The organism is Janthinobacterium sp. SUN128, assembly GCF_030587275.1.
Lineage (GTDB): Bacteria > Pseudomonadota > Gammaproteobacteria > Burkholderiales > Burkholderiaceae_D > Janthinobacterium > Janthinobacterium lividum.
In genome coordinates, this window is sequence record NZ_JAPWHY010000001.1 from 3766030 (window position 1) to 3783290 (window position 17261).

Annotated in this window: 17 protein-coding genes; 9 read left to right on the forward strand and 8 right to left on the reverse strand. The window is 63.3% G+C overall.

Annotated elements, in window-relative coordinates:
* Positions 1-322: 322 nt before the first annotated feature.
* The 3 genes from O3297_RS17025 to O3297_RS17035 all read right to left on the reverse strand — a co-directional run bounded on the left by O3297_RS17025 (position 323) and on the right by O3297_RS17035 (position 3281).
* Positions 323-1603, reverse strand: coding sequence for a TRAP transporter large permease (locus tag O3297_RS17025; RefSeq protein WP_176385522.1), 1281 nt, complete (start codon positions 1601-1603; stop codon positions 323-325).
* Positions 1600-2172 (reverse strand): TRAP transporter small permease, encoded by a 573-nt coding sequence (locus O3297_RS17030; protein WP_034780017.1) that lies wholly within the window; start codon positions 2170-2172, stop codon positions 1600-1602. Before O3297_RS17030 ends, O3297_RS17025 begins: the two co-directional genes overlap by 4 nt.
* 116 nt (positions 2173-2288) lie before the next feature.
* Complete coding sequence (locus tag O3297_RS17035; RefSeq protein ID WP_370385433.1) at positions 2289-3281, reverse strand: TRAP transporter substrate-binding protein; 993 nt, start codon at positions 3279-3281, stop codon at positions 2289-2291.
* A 136-nt stretch (positions 3282-3417) separates the two neighbouring features.
* On the opposite strand from O3297_RS17035, the gene O3297_RS17040 reads away from it, so the two are divergent.
* Both O3297_RS17040 and O3297_RS17045 read left to right on the forward strand, forming a co-directional pair.
* Positions 3418-5436: a PAS domain S-box protein gene (locus tag O3297_RS17040; RefSeq protein ID WP_305049261.1), complete on the forward strand. Its 2019-nt coding sequence runs from the start codon at positions 3418-3420 to the stop codon at positions 5434-5436.
* A 32-nt stretch (positions 5437-5468) separates the two neighbouring features.
* On the forward strand, positions 5469-6053 hold the full coding sequence (locus tag O3297_RS17045; protein WP_034780029.1) for a response regulator transcription factor: 585 nt from the start codon (positions 5469-5471) through the stop codon (positions 6051-6053).
* A gap of 111 nt (positions 6054-6164) precedes the next feature.
* Here O3297_RS17045 and O3297_RS17050 read toward each other — a convergent pair whose 3' ends face one another.
* Positions 6165-6992 (reverse strand): siderophore-interacting protein, encoded by an 828-nt coding sequence (locus tag O3297_RS17050; protein WP_305049262.1) that lies wholly within the window; start codon positions 6990-6992, stop codon positions 6165-6167.
* 22 nt (positions 6993-7014) lie between these two features.
* A complete protein-coding gene (locus tag O3297_RS17055; protein ID WP_305049263.1) occupies positions 7015-7689 on the reverse strand; it encodes a PadR family transcriptional regulator in 675 nt (224 codons plus the stop codon).
* A 146-nt stretch (positions 7690-7835) separates the two neighbouring features.
* On the opposite strand from O3297_RS17055, the gene O3297_RS17060 reads away from it, so the two are divergent.
* Positions 7836-8180 (forward strand): DUF3052 family protein, encoded by a 345-nt coding sequence (locus O3297_RS17060; protein WP_305049264.1) that lies wholly within the window; start codon positions 7836-7838, stop codon positions 8178-8180.
* A 19-nt stretch (positions 8181-8199) separates the two neighbouring features.
* Here the strand turns inward: O3297_RS17060 and queG are convergent, their stop codons facing one another.
* Complete coding sequence (gene queG, locus O3297_RS17065; RefSeq protein ID WP_070281514.1) at positions 8200-9291, reverse strand: tRNA epoxyqueuosine(34) reductase QueG; 1092 nt, start codon at positions 9289-9291, stop codon at positions 8200-8202.
* Positions 9292-9369: 78 nt separating this feature from the next.
* Here queG and tsaE point away from each other — a divergent pair, with 78 nt between their 5' ends.
* The 3 genes from tsaE to O3297_RS17080 are packed head-to-tail and all read left to right on the forward strand — an operon-like array spanning position 9370 to position 12073.
* On the forward strand, positions 9370-9858 hold the full coding sequence (tsaE, locus tag O3297_RS17070) for a tRNA (adenosine(37)-N6)-threonylcarbamoyltransferase complex ATPase subunit type 1 TsaE (protein WP_034780043.1): 489 nt from the start codon (positions 9370-9372) through the stop codon (positions 9856-9858).
* Positions 9822-11222, forward strand: coding sequence for an N-acetylmuramoyl-L-alanine amidase (locus tag O3297_RS17075; protein ID WP_070281515.1), 1401 nt, complete (start codon positions 9822-9824; stop codon positions 11220-11222). Before tsaE ends, O3297_RS17075 begins: the two co-directional genes overlap by 37 nt.
* 14 nt (positions 11223-11236) lie before the next feature.
* On the forward strand, positions 11237-12073 hold the full coding sequence (locus O3297_RS17080; RefSeq protein ID WP_305049265.1) for a D-hexose-6-phosphate mutarotase: 837 nt from the start codon (positions 11237-11239) through the stop codon (positions 12071-12073).
* A 98-nt stretch (positions 12074-12171) separates the two neighbouring features.
* On the opposite strand, the gene O3297_RS17085 is transcribed toward O3297_RS17080, so the two are convergent.
* A complete protein-coding gene (locus tag O3297_RS17085) occupies positions 12172-13068 on the reverse strand; it encodes a carbonic anhydrase (protein ID WP_305049266.1) in 897 nt (298 codons plus the stop codon).
* On the opposite strand from O3297_RS17085, the gene O3297_RS17090 reads away from it, so the two are divergent.
* Positions 13037-13258 carry a hypothetical protein gene (locus O3297_RS17090; protein WP_305049267.1) on the forward strand — a complete coding sequence of 74 codons (222 nt, stop codon included), beginning with the start codon at positions 13037-13039 and terminating at the stop codon, positions 13256-13258. The two genes, O3297_RS17085 and O3297_RS17090, sit on opposite strands and share 32 nt — an antisense overlap.
* Positions 13259-13357: 99 nt before the next feature.
* Here the strand turns inward: O3297_RS17090 and O3297_RS17095 are convergent, their stop codons facing one another.
* Positions 13358-14008: a VTT domain-containing protein gene (locus O3297_RS17095; protein ID WP_034780059.1), complete on the reverse strand. Its 651-nt coding sequence runs from the start codon at positions 14006-14008 to the stop codon at positions 13358-13360.
* A 269-nt stretch (positions 14009-14277) separates the two neighbouring features.
* On the opposite strand from O3297_RS17095, the gene O3297_RS17100 reads away from it, so the two are divergent.
* Entirely contained in the window at positions 14278-15216 is a 939-nt protein-coding gene (locus O3297_RS17100; protein ID WP_305049268.1) for a peptidylprolyl isomerase, read from the forward strand.
* Positions 15217-15333: 117 nt separating this feature from the next.
* Entirely contained in the window at positions 15334-17238 is a 1905-nt protein-coding gene (mutL, locus tag O3297_RS17105; protein ID WP_151096934.1) for a DNA mismatch repair endonuclease MutL, read from the forward strand.
* Positions 17239-17261 lie beyond the last annotated feature (23 nt).

Sequence of the window (17261 nt, forward strand, 5' to 3'; positions counted from 1 at the left end):
CGGGGACGAAAAAAAAGCGCACCAGTCGGTGCGCTTCAAATATTGCTTCACGTTCCCGGTCGTTTGGGTCCGCCGGTGCCGGCTTGTGGCCGCAGACAGCTATGACTCAACAACTTCTGTGAAACGTGTGTCTCCTCAATATATCCCCGGTATCAATACCGTTTTTATAGACCACTCCCCCACTAACCTTGTTGCCAATTCTGTATTTCAGCCTTGCTACCTGGGCGTATATGCATATACGTGTTTCCCCTTAAGGCTGCCCATCATAGCGCATTTATTCGGCCGGATCGACTTTTTTTGCACCATGACGGGGACAACTGTTTTAGTTGTAAATTAAATTTGGCAGCCACAGCGAGATTTGTGGTACGTAGGTAATCAGCACCAGGAAGCCCAGCATCGTCAGCAGCCACGGCATCACGGCCACGGTCAGCTCCGAAATGCCCATCTTGGTAATGCCGGACGCCACGTACAGGTTCAAGCCCACGGGCGGATGGCACATGCCGACCTCCATATTGACCACGATCAAGATGCCGAAGTGCACAGGATCGATGCCCAGCTTCATGGCGACAGGGAACAAAATCGGCGCCATGATCAGCACGATGGACGACGGTTCCATGACGTTACCAGCCAACAACAACAGCACGTTGACCACCAACAAGAAGCTGATCACGCCCAGGCCCTTGCCCGTGATCCATTCGGCCATCGCTTGCGGGATGTTTTCGCTGGTCATCAGGAACGAGAACAGCACGGCATTCGTGATGATGTACAACAGCATCGCCGACATGGCGGCCGAGTCGAGCAAGACCTTGCCCACTTGCTTGATCTTCAAGTCCTTGTAGACGAAGACGGCGATGATGAAGGCGTACACGGCTGCCATGGCGGCCGCTTCCGTCGGCGTGAAGGCGCCCGAGTAGATGCCGCCCATGACGATGACGATCAAGAGCAGGCCCCAGGCGCTTTTCTTGAAGGTGACGAAGCGTTCCGTCCAGCTGGCCTTCTTCATGCGCGGATAATTGTGCTTGCGCGCCAAGAACCACGTGGTCAGGCCCAGCAGCATGGCCAGCATCATGCCGGGAATCACGCCCGCCATGAACAGCTTGCCCACCGAGGTATTCGTGCTGACGGAATACATCACCATCACGATCGATGGCGGAATCAGGATGCCCAGCGCGCCCGAGGTGGTGATGACGCCAGCGCCGAAACCGCGCGGGTAGCCCTGCTTGACCATGGCCGGCAGGATGATGGAGCCGATCGCCACCACGGTGGCGGGGCTGGAGCCGGAAACGGCAGCAAACAGCGCGCACGCCATCACGCCGGCCAGCGCCAGGCCGCCATGCCAGTGGCCCACCATGGAACTGGCGAAGTTGATCATGCGCCGCGCCACTCCGCCATGCGTGAGGAAGTTGCCCGCCAAAATGAAGAACGGGATGGCCATGATCTCGAATTTCTCGATGCCCGTGAAAATCTTCAGGGCCACCGATTCGATGGGCACGCTGGTCATGGTAAACAGGAACGTGAGTACCGTCAGGCCCAGCGAAATGGAAATCGGCATGCCGGTCAGCATCAACGCCAGCAGCAACACAAAAATGATCAGCGCGTTCATGCCTTGGCTCCTTTTTCTTCAGCCGTCAGTTCGTCTTCCAGGCCCTCGACGTGCGAATGGTCGTGTTTCGGCAAGGCGCCCGTCTTGATGAAATGCACCATCACTTGCAGGAAGCGGAAGCACATCAGGTAGGAACCGAGCGGCACGGCCAGGTAGACCAGCCACATCGGTACTTCCATGTCGGCCGAGGTCTGGTCCGTGTGGCCGATCGACCACACGAAGCTGGCGCCCAGGGTACCCACGACACCCGTAAACAGGGCGCCGGCACCCAGGCCGAAGACGATGAAACGGTCGCGCCAGCGCGGGTTCATGCGGTTGATCAAGACATCGACGCCCACGTGGATACCCGTGCGCACGCCATACGCGGCGCCGAACTTGGCCATCCAGACGAACATGTAGATGCACAGTTCCTGGGCCCAGCTGGTATTGATTTGAATCAGGAAGTCTTGCACGACCGGTATCGGCAAGCCTGCCAGGTAGCGGTGCACGACCGCGACGAAGATGATGAAGGTGGCTGCGCCCATCAGGGTCGCGATCAGCCACTCTTCCAGGTGATCCAGAAATTTCATGGTGGACTTTCAAAGAATGCGGGTACGCTGACACCCGCGCAGGACGCGCAGGTGCCGTTGCTACAGAAAGACAGGGATGCCCCTGAAAGCCGCACCGGGTGGCGCGGCCAGCGCTATTACTTCGCGCTTTCCTTGTTGATGGCCGAGATCAGGTCCTTGCCGATGCGCGCTTCCATGGTCTTTTGCACGGGCGCCAGCGCCTTGCGCCACTCGGCCTGTTCCTGCACCGTCAAGGTGTAGATCTGCGTCTTGCCCGCTTTCTTGATGGCGTCGAGGGCCTGGTCGTTGTCGCGCTGGGCGATGGCTTTTTCAAACGTGGTCGCTTCGCGCATGGCTTTTTCCAGCTGGGCGCGGATATCGGGCGGCAAGCCATCCCAGAATTTCTTGTTGACGATGACGGCATAGCCCAGGTAGCCGTGGTTCGACACGGTCACGTGCTTTTGCACCTCATGCATCTTTTGCGTGTACATATTCGACGGCGGATTTTCCGTGCCGTCGACCACGCCCGTCTGCAGCGCCTGATACACTTCCGAGAAGGCCAGCACCTGCGGATTGGCACCCAGCGCGCGCATCTGCGCGTCGAGCACCTTGGACGACTGGATGCGCATTTTCAGGCCCTTGAAGTCGGCCGGGCTGTGCAGCGGCTTGTTGGCCGACATCACCTTGAAGCCATTGTCCCAGTAGGCCAGGCCCGTGATACCCTTGGGTTCCAGTTTTTTCAGCAGGCTCTTGCCGATTTCGCCTTCGGTAACGTTGTACAGCGCCGTCTTGGTGGGGAAAATGTAGGGCAGGTCGAACGCTTCGAACTCCTTCACGCCCAGCGGGCCGAACTTGGCCAGCGAGGGCGCCAGCATCTGCACGGCGCCCAGCTGCAGGGCTTCGAGTTCTTCCTTGTCCTTGTACAGCTGGCTGTTCGGGTACAGTTCGACCTTGACCTTGCCATTCGTGGCTTTCTCGGCCAGCTGCTTGAAACGCTCGGCGGCCTGGCCTTTCGGCGTGTCCGTCGCCACGACGTGGCTGAACTTGATGACGATGGGGGCTTGCGCGTAAGCGTGCACGCCGGCGGTGGCGCCTATGGCCGCGCACAGCGCGACGAACATGGTTTTCATCTGCATTTTTGTCTCCTGGATGGTTTTTAGAAAAACTTTATTATTTGTCTACTTGGATATTGTGCCAAAGAAACTGCTTCGGCTATTGTGGTTAACCACAATAGCCGGCTCCCGATAAGCCGCTACCCTGCCAGCCATGCCGACTCCCCCCACCCTTGCACGCCGCTTCAAGCTATCGAGCCCGATGCGCTGGCTGCTGCCCGTCATATTGCTGCTGCTGTTCCTGTCCATCCTGTTCTGGCTGCCCTGGCAGGCGCGCCAGATGGAAAGCAACGAGCGCCAGGAGCAATTGATCGCCGACACCCTGTGGGTGGAGCAGACCATCCGCTTCCAGCTGGCGCGCAACGAGGAAAGCCTGTTCAACCTGGGTGTCGATATCGCCAGCGCCTCGCTGGGCGCGGAAAAAGTGCACGAACGGCTGCAGCAGATGCTGCGCAATGGCCGCGAACTGCAACGCGTGCTGTGGCTCGACACCAGCGGCAAGGTGCTGGCCACCAGCGACAACAGCCTGCCGCATGCCTTGTCGTTTTCACCGGCCTCGCTGACGGCGGCCGACAATGCGCGCCGCCTGCACCGGGGCCAGTACGCCCAGCCTTCGCAGCAGAGCGGCTTTCCCGACGCGCCGCCGGGCGCCATGCTGATGGATTACCACCAGCCCCTGTTCGATGGCCAGCGCTATGTCGGCAGCCTGGTGGCCACCTACCAGATCAGCAGCCTGCTCGATGAAATGGTGCCGTGGTGGTTTGCGCAGGATAACCAGATTTCGCTGATCGACCGCGACGACAAGGTGCTGGCGCGGCGCGCCGCCGCCGGTCCCGGCCACGGCGTGTACACGCACAAGCGCGCGCTCGACGTGCCCGGCGCCACCATCACCCTGTTTACCGACAGCGTGAAAAGCCAGCCCAAGCTGCTGCCCAATCTGCTGGTCGGCTCCGTCATCGCCCTCTCGCTGGGTTTATTATGGAGCCTGCTGGCCCTGTGGCGGCATATTTCGCGCCGCCTGGTGGCCGAGGGCGCGCTGCGCCAGCAGATGCTGTTTCGCACGGCGATGGAAAACTCGCTGGTGACGGGCATGCGCGCGCGCGACCTCGAAGGAAGAGTCACATATGTGAATCCCGCGTTTTGCCAGATCGTCGGCTATCCGCCCGAGGAAATCCTGGGGCGTTTGCCGCCCATGCCCTACTGGGTGCCCGAGGCGCTGGAGGAATACCAGCAGCGCTTCGTCAAGGCCCTGGCCGGCAACCCCACGCCGCAGTTCGAAACCTATTTCCAGCGCCCCGACGGCACGCGCGTGGCCGTGCTGATCTTCGAAGCGCCGCTGGTGGACAAGAACGGCCAGCAGACGGGCTGGATGGGTTCCGTGCTCGATATCTCGGACCGCAAGCGGGTCGAGGAACTGAATCGCCAGCAGCAGGAAAAACTGCAAACGAGTTCGCGCCTGGCCACCATGGGCGAACTGGCGTCGATGCTGGCGCACGAATTGAATCAGCCGCTGGCGGCCATTTCCAGCTACACCACGGGAGCCTTGAATTTGATCCGCCGCGCCATCGAGCATGACGCCCCCGTCGATCCGGGCACCTTGAAACCGGCACTGGAGCAAGCCAGCGCGCAGGCGCAGCGGGCCGGCCAGATCATCCGCAGCGTGCACGATTTCGTGCGCAAGAGCGAGCCGCAGCGCCAGGACATCTCCATCCGTACCCTGATCGACGGCATCCGCGCGCTGATCGACCTGCAGGCCCGCAAATACTATGTCACCATCCAGGAAGAGCTGCCACCGGACCTGCCGCTGCTGCGCGCCGACCCCGTGATGATCGAGCAGGTGCTGCTGAACCTGACGCGCAACGCCATCGAAGCGATGCAGGATGCGGCGCCGGGACGGCGTATCATGCGCCTGCGGGCCAGCCACGACGCGCAGCAGGGCATGGTGACGGTGGACGTGATCGACCATGGACATGGCATTCCCCAGGACGTCGCCGAGCGGCTGTTTTCGCCGTTTTTCTCGACCAAGTCCGAAGGCATGGGCATGGGCTTGAACATCTGCCGCACCGCCATCGAATTTCATGGCGGCGCGCTGACCTTCGGCGCCAACCCCGCTGGCGGTACCATCTTTACATTCAGCGTGCCGGCCGCGCCGCGCGCGCCGCACTCGCCTTAACGAATAACGCATAACGACAAGCCGGAGACCACATGCTACACATCATTGACGACGAAGAGGTCGTGCGCGACTCCCTGTCCTGGCTGGCCGCCTCGCGCAGCATCGAGGCGCGCAACTATGCCAGCGCGCAGCAATTCCTCGATAGCCTGGACGGCAGCTTCGACGCCGCCGGCGACTGCGTGCTGCTCGACGTGCGCATGCCCGACATGAACGGCATCGCCCTGTTCGACCAGCTGGTCAAGCGCGACCTGACGGCGCGCCTGCCCGTGATTTTCCTCACCGGCCATGGCGACGTGCCGATGGCCGTCGACAGCCTGAAACGGGGCGCCTTCGATTTCTTTGAAAAGCCGTTCAACGACAACGACCTGATGGACCGCGTGCAGCAGGGCCTGGCCAACTCGCGCCAGGCGGGCGAACTGGCCGCCGTGCATGCGCGCCTGGCCACCCTGTCGACGCGCGAACGCGAAGTGCTGGACCTGATTTTGGCGGGCAAGATGAACAAGGTGGTGGCCGACAAGCTGGGCATCAGCATGCGCACCGTGGAAGTCCACCGCGCGCATATCTTCGACAAGATGCAGGTCAAGACGGCGGTGGAGCTGGCGGGGTTGTTGAAGTAGTGCAGCCATGTTGGATTACGCGGCGCTGGCGCGCCGCTAATCCAACCTACATTGCAATGTAGGTCGGGTAGGTCGGGTTAGCGCGCAGCGCGTAACCCGACACCACCGCCATCACGCATCATGGTGCTCGTGATGCTCCGCCGCCCCATGCTTCCAGTAACTGGCCACATGCAGATGCTGCTTCGGCACCCCAGCATCGATGAAATGCCCGCGCAAGCCCTGCACCTGCGCATGCTCGCACGCCACCCACACGTAACCGTCGCCATCCTGCGGCAAGGCGACCTTCGCCAATTCTTCCAGCAGCAGCGGCCCCTTGCGGCCATTGCGCGCTACCCAGCGCACGTCCAGCTGCGCGGCGGACTCCAACGCGATCTGTTCGCCGTCTTCGACGATCTCGATCACGGCAATCGCCCGCGCCGTGGCCGGCAACTGCTCCAGGCGGCGGGCAATGGCCGGCAAGGCCGTCTGGTCGCCCACCAGCACATACCAGTCGAAATCGAGCGGCACCAGCATGGAGCCGCGCGGTCCGCCCACGCCCAGGGTCTGGCCGGGCGCCGCTTGCGCCGCCCAGCTGGCCGCGGGGCCGTCGCCATGTAGCACGAAGTCGATTTCCAGCTCGCGCCGCGCGGCGTCATAACGGCGCGGCGTGTAATTGCGGGCGATGGGACGCGCGCCTTCCGCGTACTGGATGGGATTCGGGCCATTGCCCAGCACGGGAAACACGGGCGCTGTCTCGCCCGGGGCGGGGAAGAACAGCTTGACGTGATCGTCGTGCGCCGGCGAGACAAAGCCATCCAGGTCATCGCCCGCCAGGGTGATGCGGCGCATGTGCGGCGTCAGCTGCTCCGTGCGCACGACGGTGAGCACGCGCAGTTTCAAGTCATGCCGCACGCGCTCGATGGCATGCGGACGTGGTGCTGTAGGTGATGCAGTAGTCATTGCTTATCCTTGTAAAGTAGGCTCAGTGGCCGTCGACGATGGCATTCGCCGCCTGCTCCAGCACGGCGGAGACGCGCTCGGCTTCGGCGTCGTTCCAGCTGGTCTTGTTCAGCAACAGCGCATGCTTGAGGGTGTGCATGGCCTGGCGCACGCGCTCGGGCAAGGCGTTGCGCGCCTGGACGCGGGCAAACATGTCGAGCCGGGCCAGGATGCCATCCACCTGGGCGCGATTCTCGTCGAGATACGCGCGTCCCAGGTCCGTGATCGTGTAGAGCTTCTTGCCGCTGGCGCTCTCGCTTGAGGTGACGTGATCCTGCTCTTCCAGCAGGGTCAGGGTCGGGTACACGGCGCCCGGGCTGGGGGCGTAGGCGCCGCCGCAACGCTCTTCGATGGCCTTGATGATTTCATAGCCGTGGCGCGGGCTGATTTCGATCAGCGCCAGCACGATCAGCGGCAGGTCGCCGCGGCCGAAGACGCGCTCGGCCCGTTCGCCGCGCCCTCGTCCACCTGGGCCACCGGGGCCGCCATGGCCCATGCCGTCGCCGCGCTCGTCGAAACCGCGCGGGCCGCGGCCATGCATGGCGTATTCGCTGCGGTGCTCGTGGCGGTGTTCGCCATGGTAATGCTGCTGGCCGCAATGGCCGTGATGATGGTGGTGGCCGTGATGGCCGTGTTCTGCGTGGTGTGAGTTTCTCATGTTTTCTCTTTAAAGATATATCGTTAGTAGGTATCGTCATTTTATAACGATATATCGATAAGTCAAGGAGAAATTTGTTATGCTCGTCTTTCCGCAATCGACACGTCCTTGCCATGCCTGAAAAAACTGTCCCAGAAAAAATGTATGTGAAAAATGCCGCGGCCCTGGCCGTGCTCAATGATGGCGGCGAGCATGGGGAATTGCTGGCGCAGTTGCCGCCAGAGCGGCTGGTGCGGGAAGGTGAAAATGCTGACTGGATATTGCTGTTTGCGCGCAGCCGCGCGGAACTGGAGCAGTACCTGCCGGCGTCGCGGGCGCGCCTGGCGCCCGGCGGCGCGGTCTGGGTGGCATACCGCAAGGGCGGAATCAAAGCGGGCAGCGACATCCACCGCGACGATATCCGCGACTTTGCGCAAACCATGGGCCTCGACAGCGTGGCGATGGTCGCCATCGATAGTCAGTGGTCGGCGCTGCGCCTGAAGCAGGCTTAAACGCAGAAATAAACGCAGGTCAAGCGATGCCGTGCAGCGCCAGCGCCCATTCGACGTGTTCGCGCACGATGGCCGACGGATGCTCGCGGCGCGACAGCAGAGCCGCGACGATGTCGGCCTGGCCCCGGGCCTTGGTCGCCGCGTTGCCCATGCCGACGGCCAGGTTGCGCAGCCAGCGTTCGTGGCCGATGCGGCGGATCGCGCTGCCTTCCATGCGGCGGTTGAATTCCTCTTCCGTCCAGGCGAACAGTTCCACCATGCCGGCGCTGCCCAGGCTGTGGCGCTCGTCGAAGTCCGGCACGACGGCGCGCTGGGCGAACTTGTTCCACGGGCAGACGGTCTGGCAATCGTCGCAGCCATACACCTTGTTGCCGATCAAGGGGCGCATCTCGACGGGAATGGCCCCCTTCAATTCGATCGTCAGGTAGGAGATGCAGCGGCGCGCGTCAAGCTTGTACGGCCCCAGGATGGCTTGCGTCGGGCACACCGTGATGCACGCCGAGCACTGGCCGCAGCGCGGTGTCTCCGGCGGGTCGACGGGCAGCGGCACGTCGATGAGTATCTCGCCGAGGAAAAAAAAGGAGCCGCCCTGGCGGTTGATCAGCAAGGTATGCTTGCCGCGCCAGCCCAGCCCGCCCTTTTGCGCCAGCTCGACTTCCATCACGGGCGCCGAATCGCTGAAGACGCGGTAGCCGAAGTCGCCGATCTCGCCCTTGATGCGCTCGGCCAGCTGCTGCAGGCGCGAACGCATGACCTTGTGATAGTCGCGGCCGCGCGCATACACGGAGATCACGGCCGCCGCGGGATCGGCATCGCGCGCCGCCTCGTGCTCACGCCAGTCTGGCCCCAGCGCCGGTGGCAGATAATTCATGCGCGCGCTGATGGCGCGCACCGTGCCCGGCACCAGTTCGGCCGGGCGTGCGCGCTTCATGCCGTGGCTGGCCATGTAATCCATTTCGCCGTGATACCCTGCATCGAGCCAGGCTTGCAAGGGCGCTTCCATGTGCGACAGGTCCACGTCGGCGATACGCACCTCGGCAAAACCCAGCTCGCGCCCCCATTCTTTAATGGTGCGCGCCAAGGCGGCGAGATCGGTGACGGTGGCGGACATAGGGGACTTTACGGAAAACGGCAGGCGCGCGGGCGGTTACAATGACAGCAGCCTCCATTTTATGCGATACCGAAGATAATGACCGAACACTTCAAAGCCCACCTCCACGACGAAGCCGGCACCGCCGCGCTGGGCGCCGCGCTGGCGCGCGCACTGGCGCCGGGCCTGGCGATCTACCTGCACGGCGACCTGGGCGCCGGCAAGACGGCCCTCACCCGCGCCCTGCTGCACGCGGCCGGCCATGCGGGCCACGTGAAAAGCCCCACCTATACCTTGTCCGAACCGTACACGGTGCAGCTCGATGGCCAGAGCGTCAACGTCATCCATTTCGACCTGTACCGCATGGGCAGCGCCGAGGAATTCCTCGACGCGGGTTTTCGCGAAGACTTCGACGGCCGCAATATCTGCATCGTCGAATGGCCGGAGAAAGCCGAGCCGGTGCTGCCGCCGGCGGACCTGAATATTTATTTGAACGTTGCGGGTACAGGACGTGATGTAGAATTGCAAGCGTCTTCTGAATTGGGTCTGTCATGCCTTCACCGTCTCAAATTCGCCCCGAACCTTTGATCTCCTCGCCCATCACCCGGCGCACGGTCCTCAAGGCCGGCGGCACCCTGCTGCTGTCCGTTTTCGCGCCCATGTCGGCGATGGCGGCGCAAATTCTCGCCGTGCGCGTCTGGCCGGCCGAGGACTATACCCGCGTCACGCTGGAAAACGACAGCATCCTTAAGGCGACCCACTTCATCGTCAAGGACCCGGAACGCCTGGTGGTCGACATCGAAGGACTGGAACTCAATCCAACGCTCAAGGGCCTGGTGGCGAAGATCCAGTCGAACGACCCGTACATCAAGCAGGTGCGCGTGGGCCAGAACCGGCCCAACGTCGTGCGCCTGGTGTTCGACCTGAAGGAAGAGGTCACGCCGCAGCTGTTTACGCTGCCGCCGGCCGGCTCCTACAACCACCGTTTGATTTTCGACCTGTATCCCGTGCACGAGCCGGACCTGATCGCGCAAATGATCGAAAAGGGCGACTGGTCGAGCGACCCTGCCAAACCGCCAATGGCCGGCACGCATACGCCGCCGCCCGCGCTGCCCCTCCCCGAGAGCGGCAAGCCGCCCGTGGCCGCCGTCGTGCCACCGGTAGCGCCCATCGTGCCGCCCGTGCCCGATATCCGCCCGGAACAGCGTCCCGAAGCGCGGCCCCTGCCGGGCCAGAAAGTGGTGCGCATGATTACCATCGCGCTCGATCCCGGCCACGGCGGCGAAGATCCTGGCGCCATGGGCAGCCGGGGCAGCCGCGAAAAAGACGTGGTGCTGGCCATCGCCAAGCGCCTCAAGACCAAGCTGGAACTGCAGCCGAACATGCGCGTCATGCTCACGCGCGACGCCGATTTCTTCGTCCCGCTGGGCATGCGCGTGGAAAAGGCGCGCAAGGTGCAGGCCGACCTGTTCGTCTCGATCCACGCCGACGCCTTCATCCAGCCGACGGCGCGCGGCTCGTCCGTCTTCGTGCTGTCCGAAAAGGGTGCCACCTCGACTGCCGCGCGCTGGCTGGCCAACAAGGAAAACCAGGCCGACCTGATCGGCGGCGTGAACGTAAAGAACCACGACAAGCAGCTGGCCAGCGTGTTGCTCGACCTGTCGACGACGGCGCAGATCAATGACAGCATGAAGCTGGGCAAGGCCGTGCTGCGCGAAATCGGCGGCATCAACCGTCTGCACAAGGGTTCCGTCGAGCAGGCCGGCTTCGCCGTGCTGAAAGCGCCGGACATTCCCTCCATCCTGATCGAGACGGCGTTCATCTCGAATCCGGAAGAAGAAGCCAAGCTGACCGACAACGGCTATCAGGACCAGATGGCCGACGCCATCGTCACGGGCATCAAGAATTATTTTGCCAAGAATCCGCCGCTGGCGAAAAGCCGCCTGACCTGACATGAAAGCCTAGCATGAGCAAGAGTATCTTTGGCCAGCTGCCGGCCGTGACCATCCGCGCCGCCGACGGCGCGCAAGCGACCGTCACCCTGTACGGCGGCCACCTGGTCTCGTGGCGGACCAGCGATGGCCAGGAGCGCCTGTTCTGCAGCCGGGATTCCGCGCTGGATGGTAGCCGCGCCATCCGTGGCGGCGTGCCCGTGATCTTTCCCCAGTTCGGCGCGCGCGGCACGGGCATGCGCCACGGCTTTGCGCGCGTGGCGACCTGGCAGCTGGAATCGAGCGGCGACACCGATGGCGCCGCATGGGCGCAATTTGCCCTGACCCAGGCTGACTTGCCGGAAGCGATCGCCGCCACCTGGGCCTATGCCTTCACCTTGCGCCTGCGCGTGGCCGTCAAGGCGCAGACGCTGGAACTGAACCTGTCCGTGCATAACACGGGCGAGCAGGCGTTTCCATTCTCGGCGGCCCTGCACAGCTATTTTTCGATAGATCAATTGAGCGAGGCGCGCGTCGGCGGCTTGCAGCGCGTGCGCTATTCGGACGAAACACCGCAAGATGCCTTGCAGGCGGAAGAGCTGCTGCAATTCGCGGACAAGCTGGACCGCATCTACTACCAGCTGCCGGGCGCCTTGAGCCTGCAGTCCGGCGGCCATACGCTGCGCCTGGAACAGCAGGGCTTTACGGACGCCGTCGTGTGGAACCCGGGCGCGCAAGACGCGGCCGCCCTGCCCGACCTGGCCGACGATGAATACCAGCGTTTCATCTGCATCGAGCCAGCCCTGATCCAGCCCGACCTGCTGGCCGCCGGCGCCGAATGGACGGGCCGCCAGCATCTCGCATTTACATAAGAGCGACTGAAAAAGTCCAGGGCTAGGCGCCTTGCCGAAGGCAGTACGCATGTACGACGAGGCAAGGCAACAACGCCATGGGCTTTTCTCAGGCGCTGTTAATTCGACTCCTTGATGATGCGGCCATTGGCAGGCTGGATCGGACGCGCATTCAAGGGATACAAGCGGCTGAACAGCGCCATCTGCGCCGGCGAAGCCTGCACCGGCTGCTTCATCACCAGCCACAGCACGCCTTCGCTGCAAGGCGGCTCCGTCATCGATCCCATGTACGTGTAGTACTCGCGCCGCGTGGGCAGCATCTCGGCCGGGTCGAGCAGGATGGTCGGCTGCATGGTCTCGAATTTTTCCAGCGGCAGGTTGTTCCACACGGTCTGGATGGTCGCCTGCGGCGCGCCCCGCTCCAGCAGCAGCGCCAGCACGGCTTGCCGGCCTTCCGCGTCACGGTGCACCAGGTGCACCACCATCTCGAATGCCTTGCCATTGATGCGCTCTTCGGACGGGCGGTGGAAATGGAATTGCTGCAGCTCGAACATGCGGTTCTGCACCGTGATGTAATTACCGCCGCTCACGCCCACCTGCACCGTGTGGCCATTGTCGACCACATTGAACGACGACGGATGGTAGTCAAAACTGATCTGCTCGAGTTCCACCTTCATGCCGTCGCGGATATCGATCGGCGACTGCCGGCTGCCATTGCCGCACTTGGCCCAGTCGACATTGATCTTGCTCCAGTGGGCCGGGCCGCTGTCGCCCTCGTACGACCAGTGCGTGCCGCGCGGCACGGGCGGTGGCGGCGGCGCGGCCTTCACCACGGCCGCGCGCTTGGCGCGGGCGGCGGCGCGGGCCGCCTGGGTCGCGCGCATTTCCGCCAGGCGCGCCGCGATGCGTTCGGACAGGTCGACTTCGGCCGCTTCTTCCTTTTCGCGCGCCGTGGGTGCGACGACGACAGGCGCCTTGGCCTCCTTGCCCTTCACCGATTCGGTCAAGGTTTTCATGGCGGCCGCGCGCGCCGACGCCGACATGGGCGCGGATGCAGCGGCGCTCGCCGGGGCGGGGGCATCTTTGGCGCTTGCCATGGCCGTCATCGCGGCAAGGCTGCAAGCTAACAGGGCGCTCAAATGTCGCATGGAAATCCAGAAAGTGAGAATACCCTCTGGTTTACGGCTGGAAAGCAACAAAACTTGAATCAGCGCGGGAGTAAAACAAAAACAAGGCAGAGAAAAACGGGATCCGGGGCCGGCTGCGGGCTGTGCCGCAGCGCGCTTGCCCCGGATCCATGCGGCATTACGCCGACTTGCCGACCATGCGCTTGTAGAGTTTCCACAAGCCGCCCAGTACCACCGGCACGACGGCGGCGCCGACACCGATCAGCACGATCAAGGTCAGGTGGTCGCGGATCCACGGGATATTGCCGAAGAAGTAACCCGCCGTCACCAGACCGACCACCCACAACAGGGCGCCCGTCACGTTGTACATCTGGAAGCGCGCATGCGTCATGTCGGAAATGCCAGCCACGAACGGCGCGAAGGTACGCACCACCGGCACGAAACGGGCCAGGATGATTGTCTTGCCGCCGTGCTTTTCAAAGAATTCGTGCGTACGGCGCATGGCATCCTTGTTGATCCAGCGGTAATCGTGGGTAAACACCCTTTGCCCGATGGCCTCGCCTATCCAGTAATTGAGCGTGTTGCCCGTGATGGCCGCCGTGACAAGCAGGAAGATCAGCAAGCCCAGGTGCATCTGTCCCGTCGCGCAGAACGCGCCGGCGATAAACAGCAAGGTATCCCCAGGGAAGAAAAACAGCACCACGAGGCCTGTCTCGCAAAAAATAATGGCGAACAGCACCGCATACACGAGGGTACCGTACTGCTCGATCAAGAGACCCAGCGTCTTGTCGACATGCACGATCATGTCGAGGAATTGCACAAAATCCATATATTTTTCCCTAAAGGTAGCGGCGGAATCATACACCACCCGGCCAGCGCAACGGCAGTCCCCGGCCCGATATTTCAGGATTAATTATGCGGTGCCCGTGCGCGTGTGGCATTTTAAGGAAAGGTTAAGGAATTACCGACGCCAACTCGCTCAGGCCAGTTTTCCTGCTGGCATACCATGTTCGGCCCGCGCAACGTTTTTTCAGCGAAATATTGCCATTCCGGTATACACTTTCTGACCGGCGCAACCCGCGCCGACCAGGAGAAAACATGTATCGACACCCACTGAGCGGCCTGACCATGGCCACCGTACTGGGCCTTGCGCATCTGACTGCCCACGCGGCGTCTGTGCAGATCAAGGCGCCCGCCGAACTGCCCGCCAAAGCGGGCTTGGCCGACGTGATCAAGGCTTCGAAACCGTCCGACTGGCGTCCGCTGGATCCGGACAACACCCTGTACCTGGACATTCCCGCCGGCCGCGTGGTGATCGAACTGGCGCCAGACTTCGCACCGAAGCACGTGGCCAACATCAAGGCCCTGGTGGCCGAACAGTATTACGACGGCCTGGCCATCACGCGCGCGCAGGACAACTGGGTGGCGCAGTGGGGCGATCCGAACGAGAAAAATCCCAAGCCGATCCAGCATGCGCAGCGCACCTTGCCCGGCGAATTCACCGTGCCCTTGAAAAACGTCAAGAGCTTCACGCGCCTGCCGGACGTCGATGGCTATGCGCCGCAAGTGGGGCATTCGAACGGCTTCCCGTCCGCGCGCGACCCGAAAACCGGCACGGCCTGGCTCACGCATTGCTACGCCACCGTTGGCGTGGGCCGCGACAGCGCCAGCGACAGTGGCGGCGGCACGGAACTGTACGCCGTCATCGGCCAGTCGCCGCGCCACCTGGACCGCGACATCACGGTCGTCGGCAGAGTCGTCTCCGGCATGCCATTGCTGTCGACCCTGCCGCGCGGCACGGGCCCCATGGGCTTTTATGACAGCCCCGAGAAAAACGTGCCGATCAAGTCCATCCGCCTGGCCGCCAGCGTGCCCTTGGCACAGCGCGCAAATCTGGAAGTGATGCGCACCGACAGCGCCGCCTACCAGGCCGTGCTGGACGCCCAGCGCCACCGCGGCGGCCCGTGGAGCAAGGTCACGGCCGGCCATATTGACCTGTGCAATGCGCCGATACCGGTGCGGGAAATGGCAAAATAAACGACCCGAAGGGCAAATTCCGGGGTCGTACCCTCAGGGTACGACCCCAGCCTTCGTTTTGGGTTTCAGGCATCAGCACAGCAGCGCCTCCCCTTGCGAACCCGTTATAATCAGGGCATGAACGCTCCCATCACGCCCCACCGCCCGATCCAGGCCTTGCCTGACCAGTTGATTTCGCAAATCGCCGCCGGCGAGGTGGTCGAGCGGCCGTCCGCCGTCGTCAAGGAGCTGCTGGAAAACGCGCTCGACTCGGGCGCCACGCAGATCACCGTGCGGCTGGAAGAAGGGGGCGTGAAACGCATCGCGATTACCGATAACGGCCGCGGCATCGACAAGGACCAGCTGCCGCTGGCCCTGGCGCGCCACGCCACCTCGAAGATCGCGTCCCTGCACGACCTGGAAAACGTGGGCACCCTGGGCTTTCGCGGCGAGGCGCTGGCCTCGATCGCTTCCGTGGCTGCCGTTACCGTGACGTCGCGCACGGCGGACGCGGCCCACGCCTGGGAAATCGTCGGCTCGCACAATGGCAGCGTCTCGCCATCGTCCGGCGCGCACGGCACCACGGTCGACGTGCAAGACCTGTATTTCAACACGCCCGCGCGGCGCAAATTCCTCAAGTCCGAGCAGACGGAGTACGGCCACTGCGCCGAAGTCGTGCGCCGCATCGCGCTGGCGCGGCCGGACGTGTCGTTCTCGCTGTCGCACAATGGCCGCACCATCGATCAGTGGAATATCAGCGAACTGGCCAAGCGCAGCGCCCACATCCTGGGCAACGACTTCGCCGAAGCGCGCCTGGCGCTGGACGAATCGGCCGGCACCTTGCGCATTCACGGCTTTGCCGGCTTACCGACGGCGTCCAAGGCGCGCGCCGACGGCCAGTTCTTTTATGTCAACGGGCGCTTCGTGCGCGACAAGCTGCTGGTGCACGCCGTGCGCATGGCCTACCAGGACGTGCTGCATGGCGACCGTTTTCCGTCCTACGTGCTGGCGCTCGACCTCGACCCGGCCCTGGTCGACGTCAACGTGCACCCGTCGAAGATCGAAGTGCGCTTCCGCGACAGCCGCTCCGTGCACCAGTTCGTCTTCCACGCGGTACAGCGCGCCCTGGCGCAGACGTCGGCCACGGCGTTCGGCAGCGTGCCGGCGCCCCTGCCGGCTGCCTCCAGCCTCGGCGGTGATACCGCGGGCGCGGGTTTGGGTGGACCTGGCATCTGGCGCCGCGAGCAGACGCAGACCTCGTTCGGCGCACAATTTACGAATACCTTCGCGCCCGCCTCGCCCGGCGCGGCCCGTCCCTTCTTTGCCGACGCGCCTGGCGTGGCGCAGGACACGTCCGCCTACGGCGCCCTGTTCGGCGGCGGCGCATCCTCGCCGATCACGCAGGTGGAACCGTACATCGCCTCGCCCGAAGCGATGGCGCGCGAAGAATATCCGCTGGGCTTTGCCCTGGCCCAGCTGCATGGCATCTACATCCTGGCGCAGAACACCAAGGGCTTGGTGCTGGTCGACATGCACGCGGCGCACGAACGCATCCTGTACGAGCAGCTGAAAAACGCGCTGCAGGCGCAAGTCTCCGGCCAGGACATGCAGGTGCAATCGCTGCTGATACCCGTGACGTTCTACGCGGACGCCATCGAAGTGTCGACGGCGAATGAAAACCAGGACACATTGAAGGCGCTGGGCTTCGACATCGCCGCCCTGTCGCCCACCACCCTGGCCGTGCGCTCCGTGCCGACCCTGCTCAAAAACGCGGACGCGCAAACCCTGGCGCGCGACGTGCTGCGCGACGTGCGCGAATACGGCGGCTCGCGCGTGCTGATCGAGCGCCAGAACGAATTGCTGGGCACCCTGGCCTGCCACACGGCCGTGCGCGCCAACCGGATTTTATCGGTGCAGGAAATGAACGCCCTGCTGCGCCAGATGGAGAGCACGGAACGCGCCGACCAGTGCAACCACGGCCGGCCGACATGGGTACAGGTCGAGATCAATGCACTCGATAAACTGTTCCTGCGCGGCCAATAGACAGTAGGTCGGATTAGCGCAGC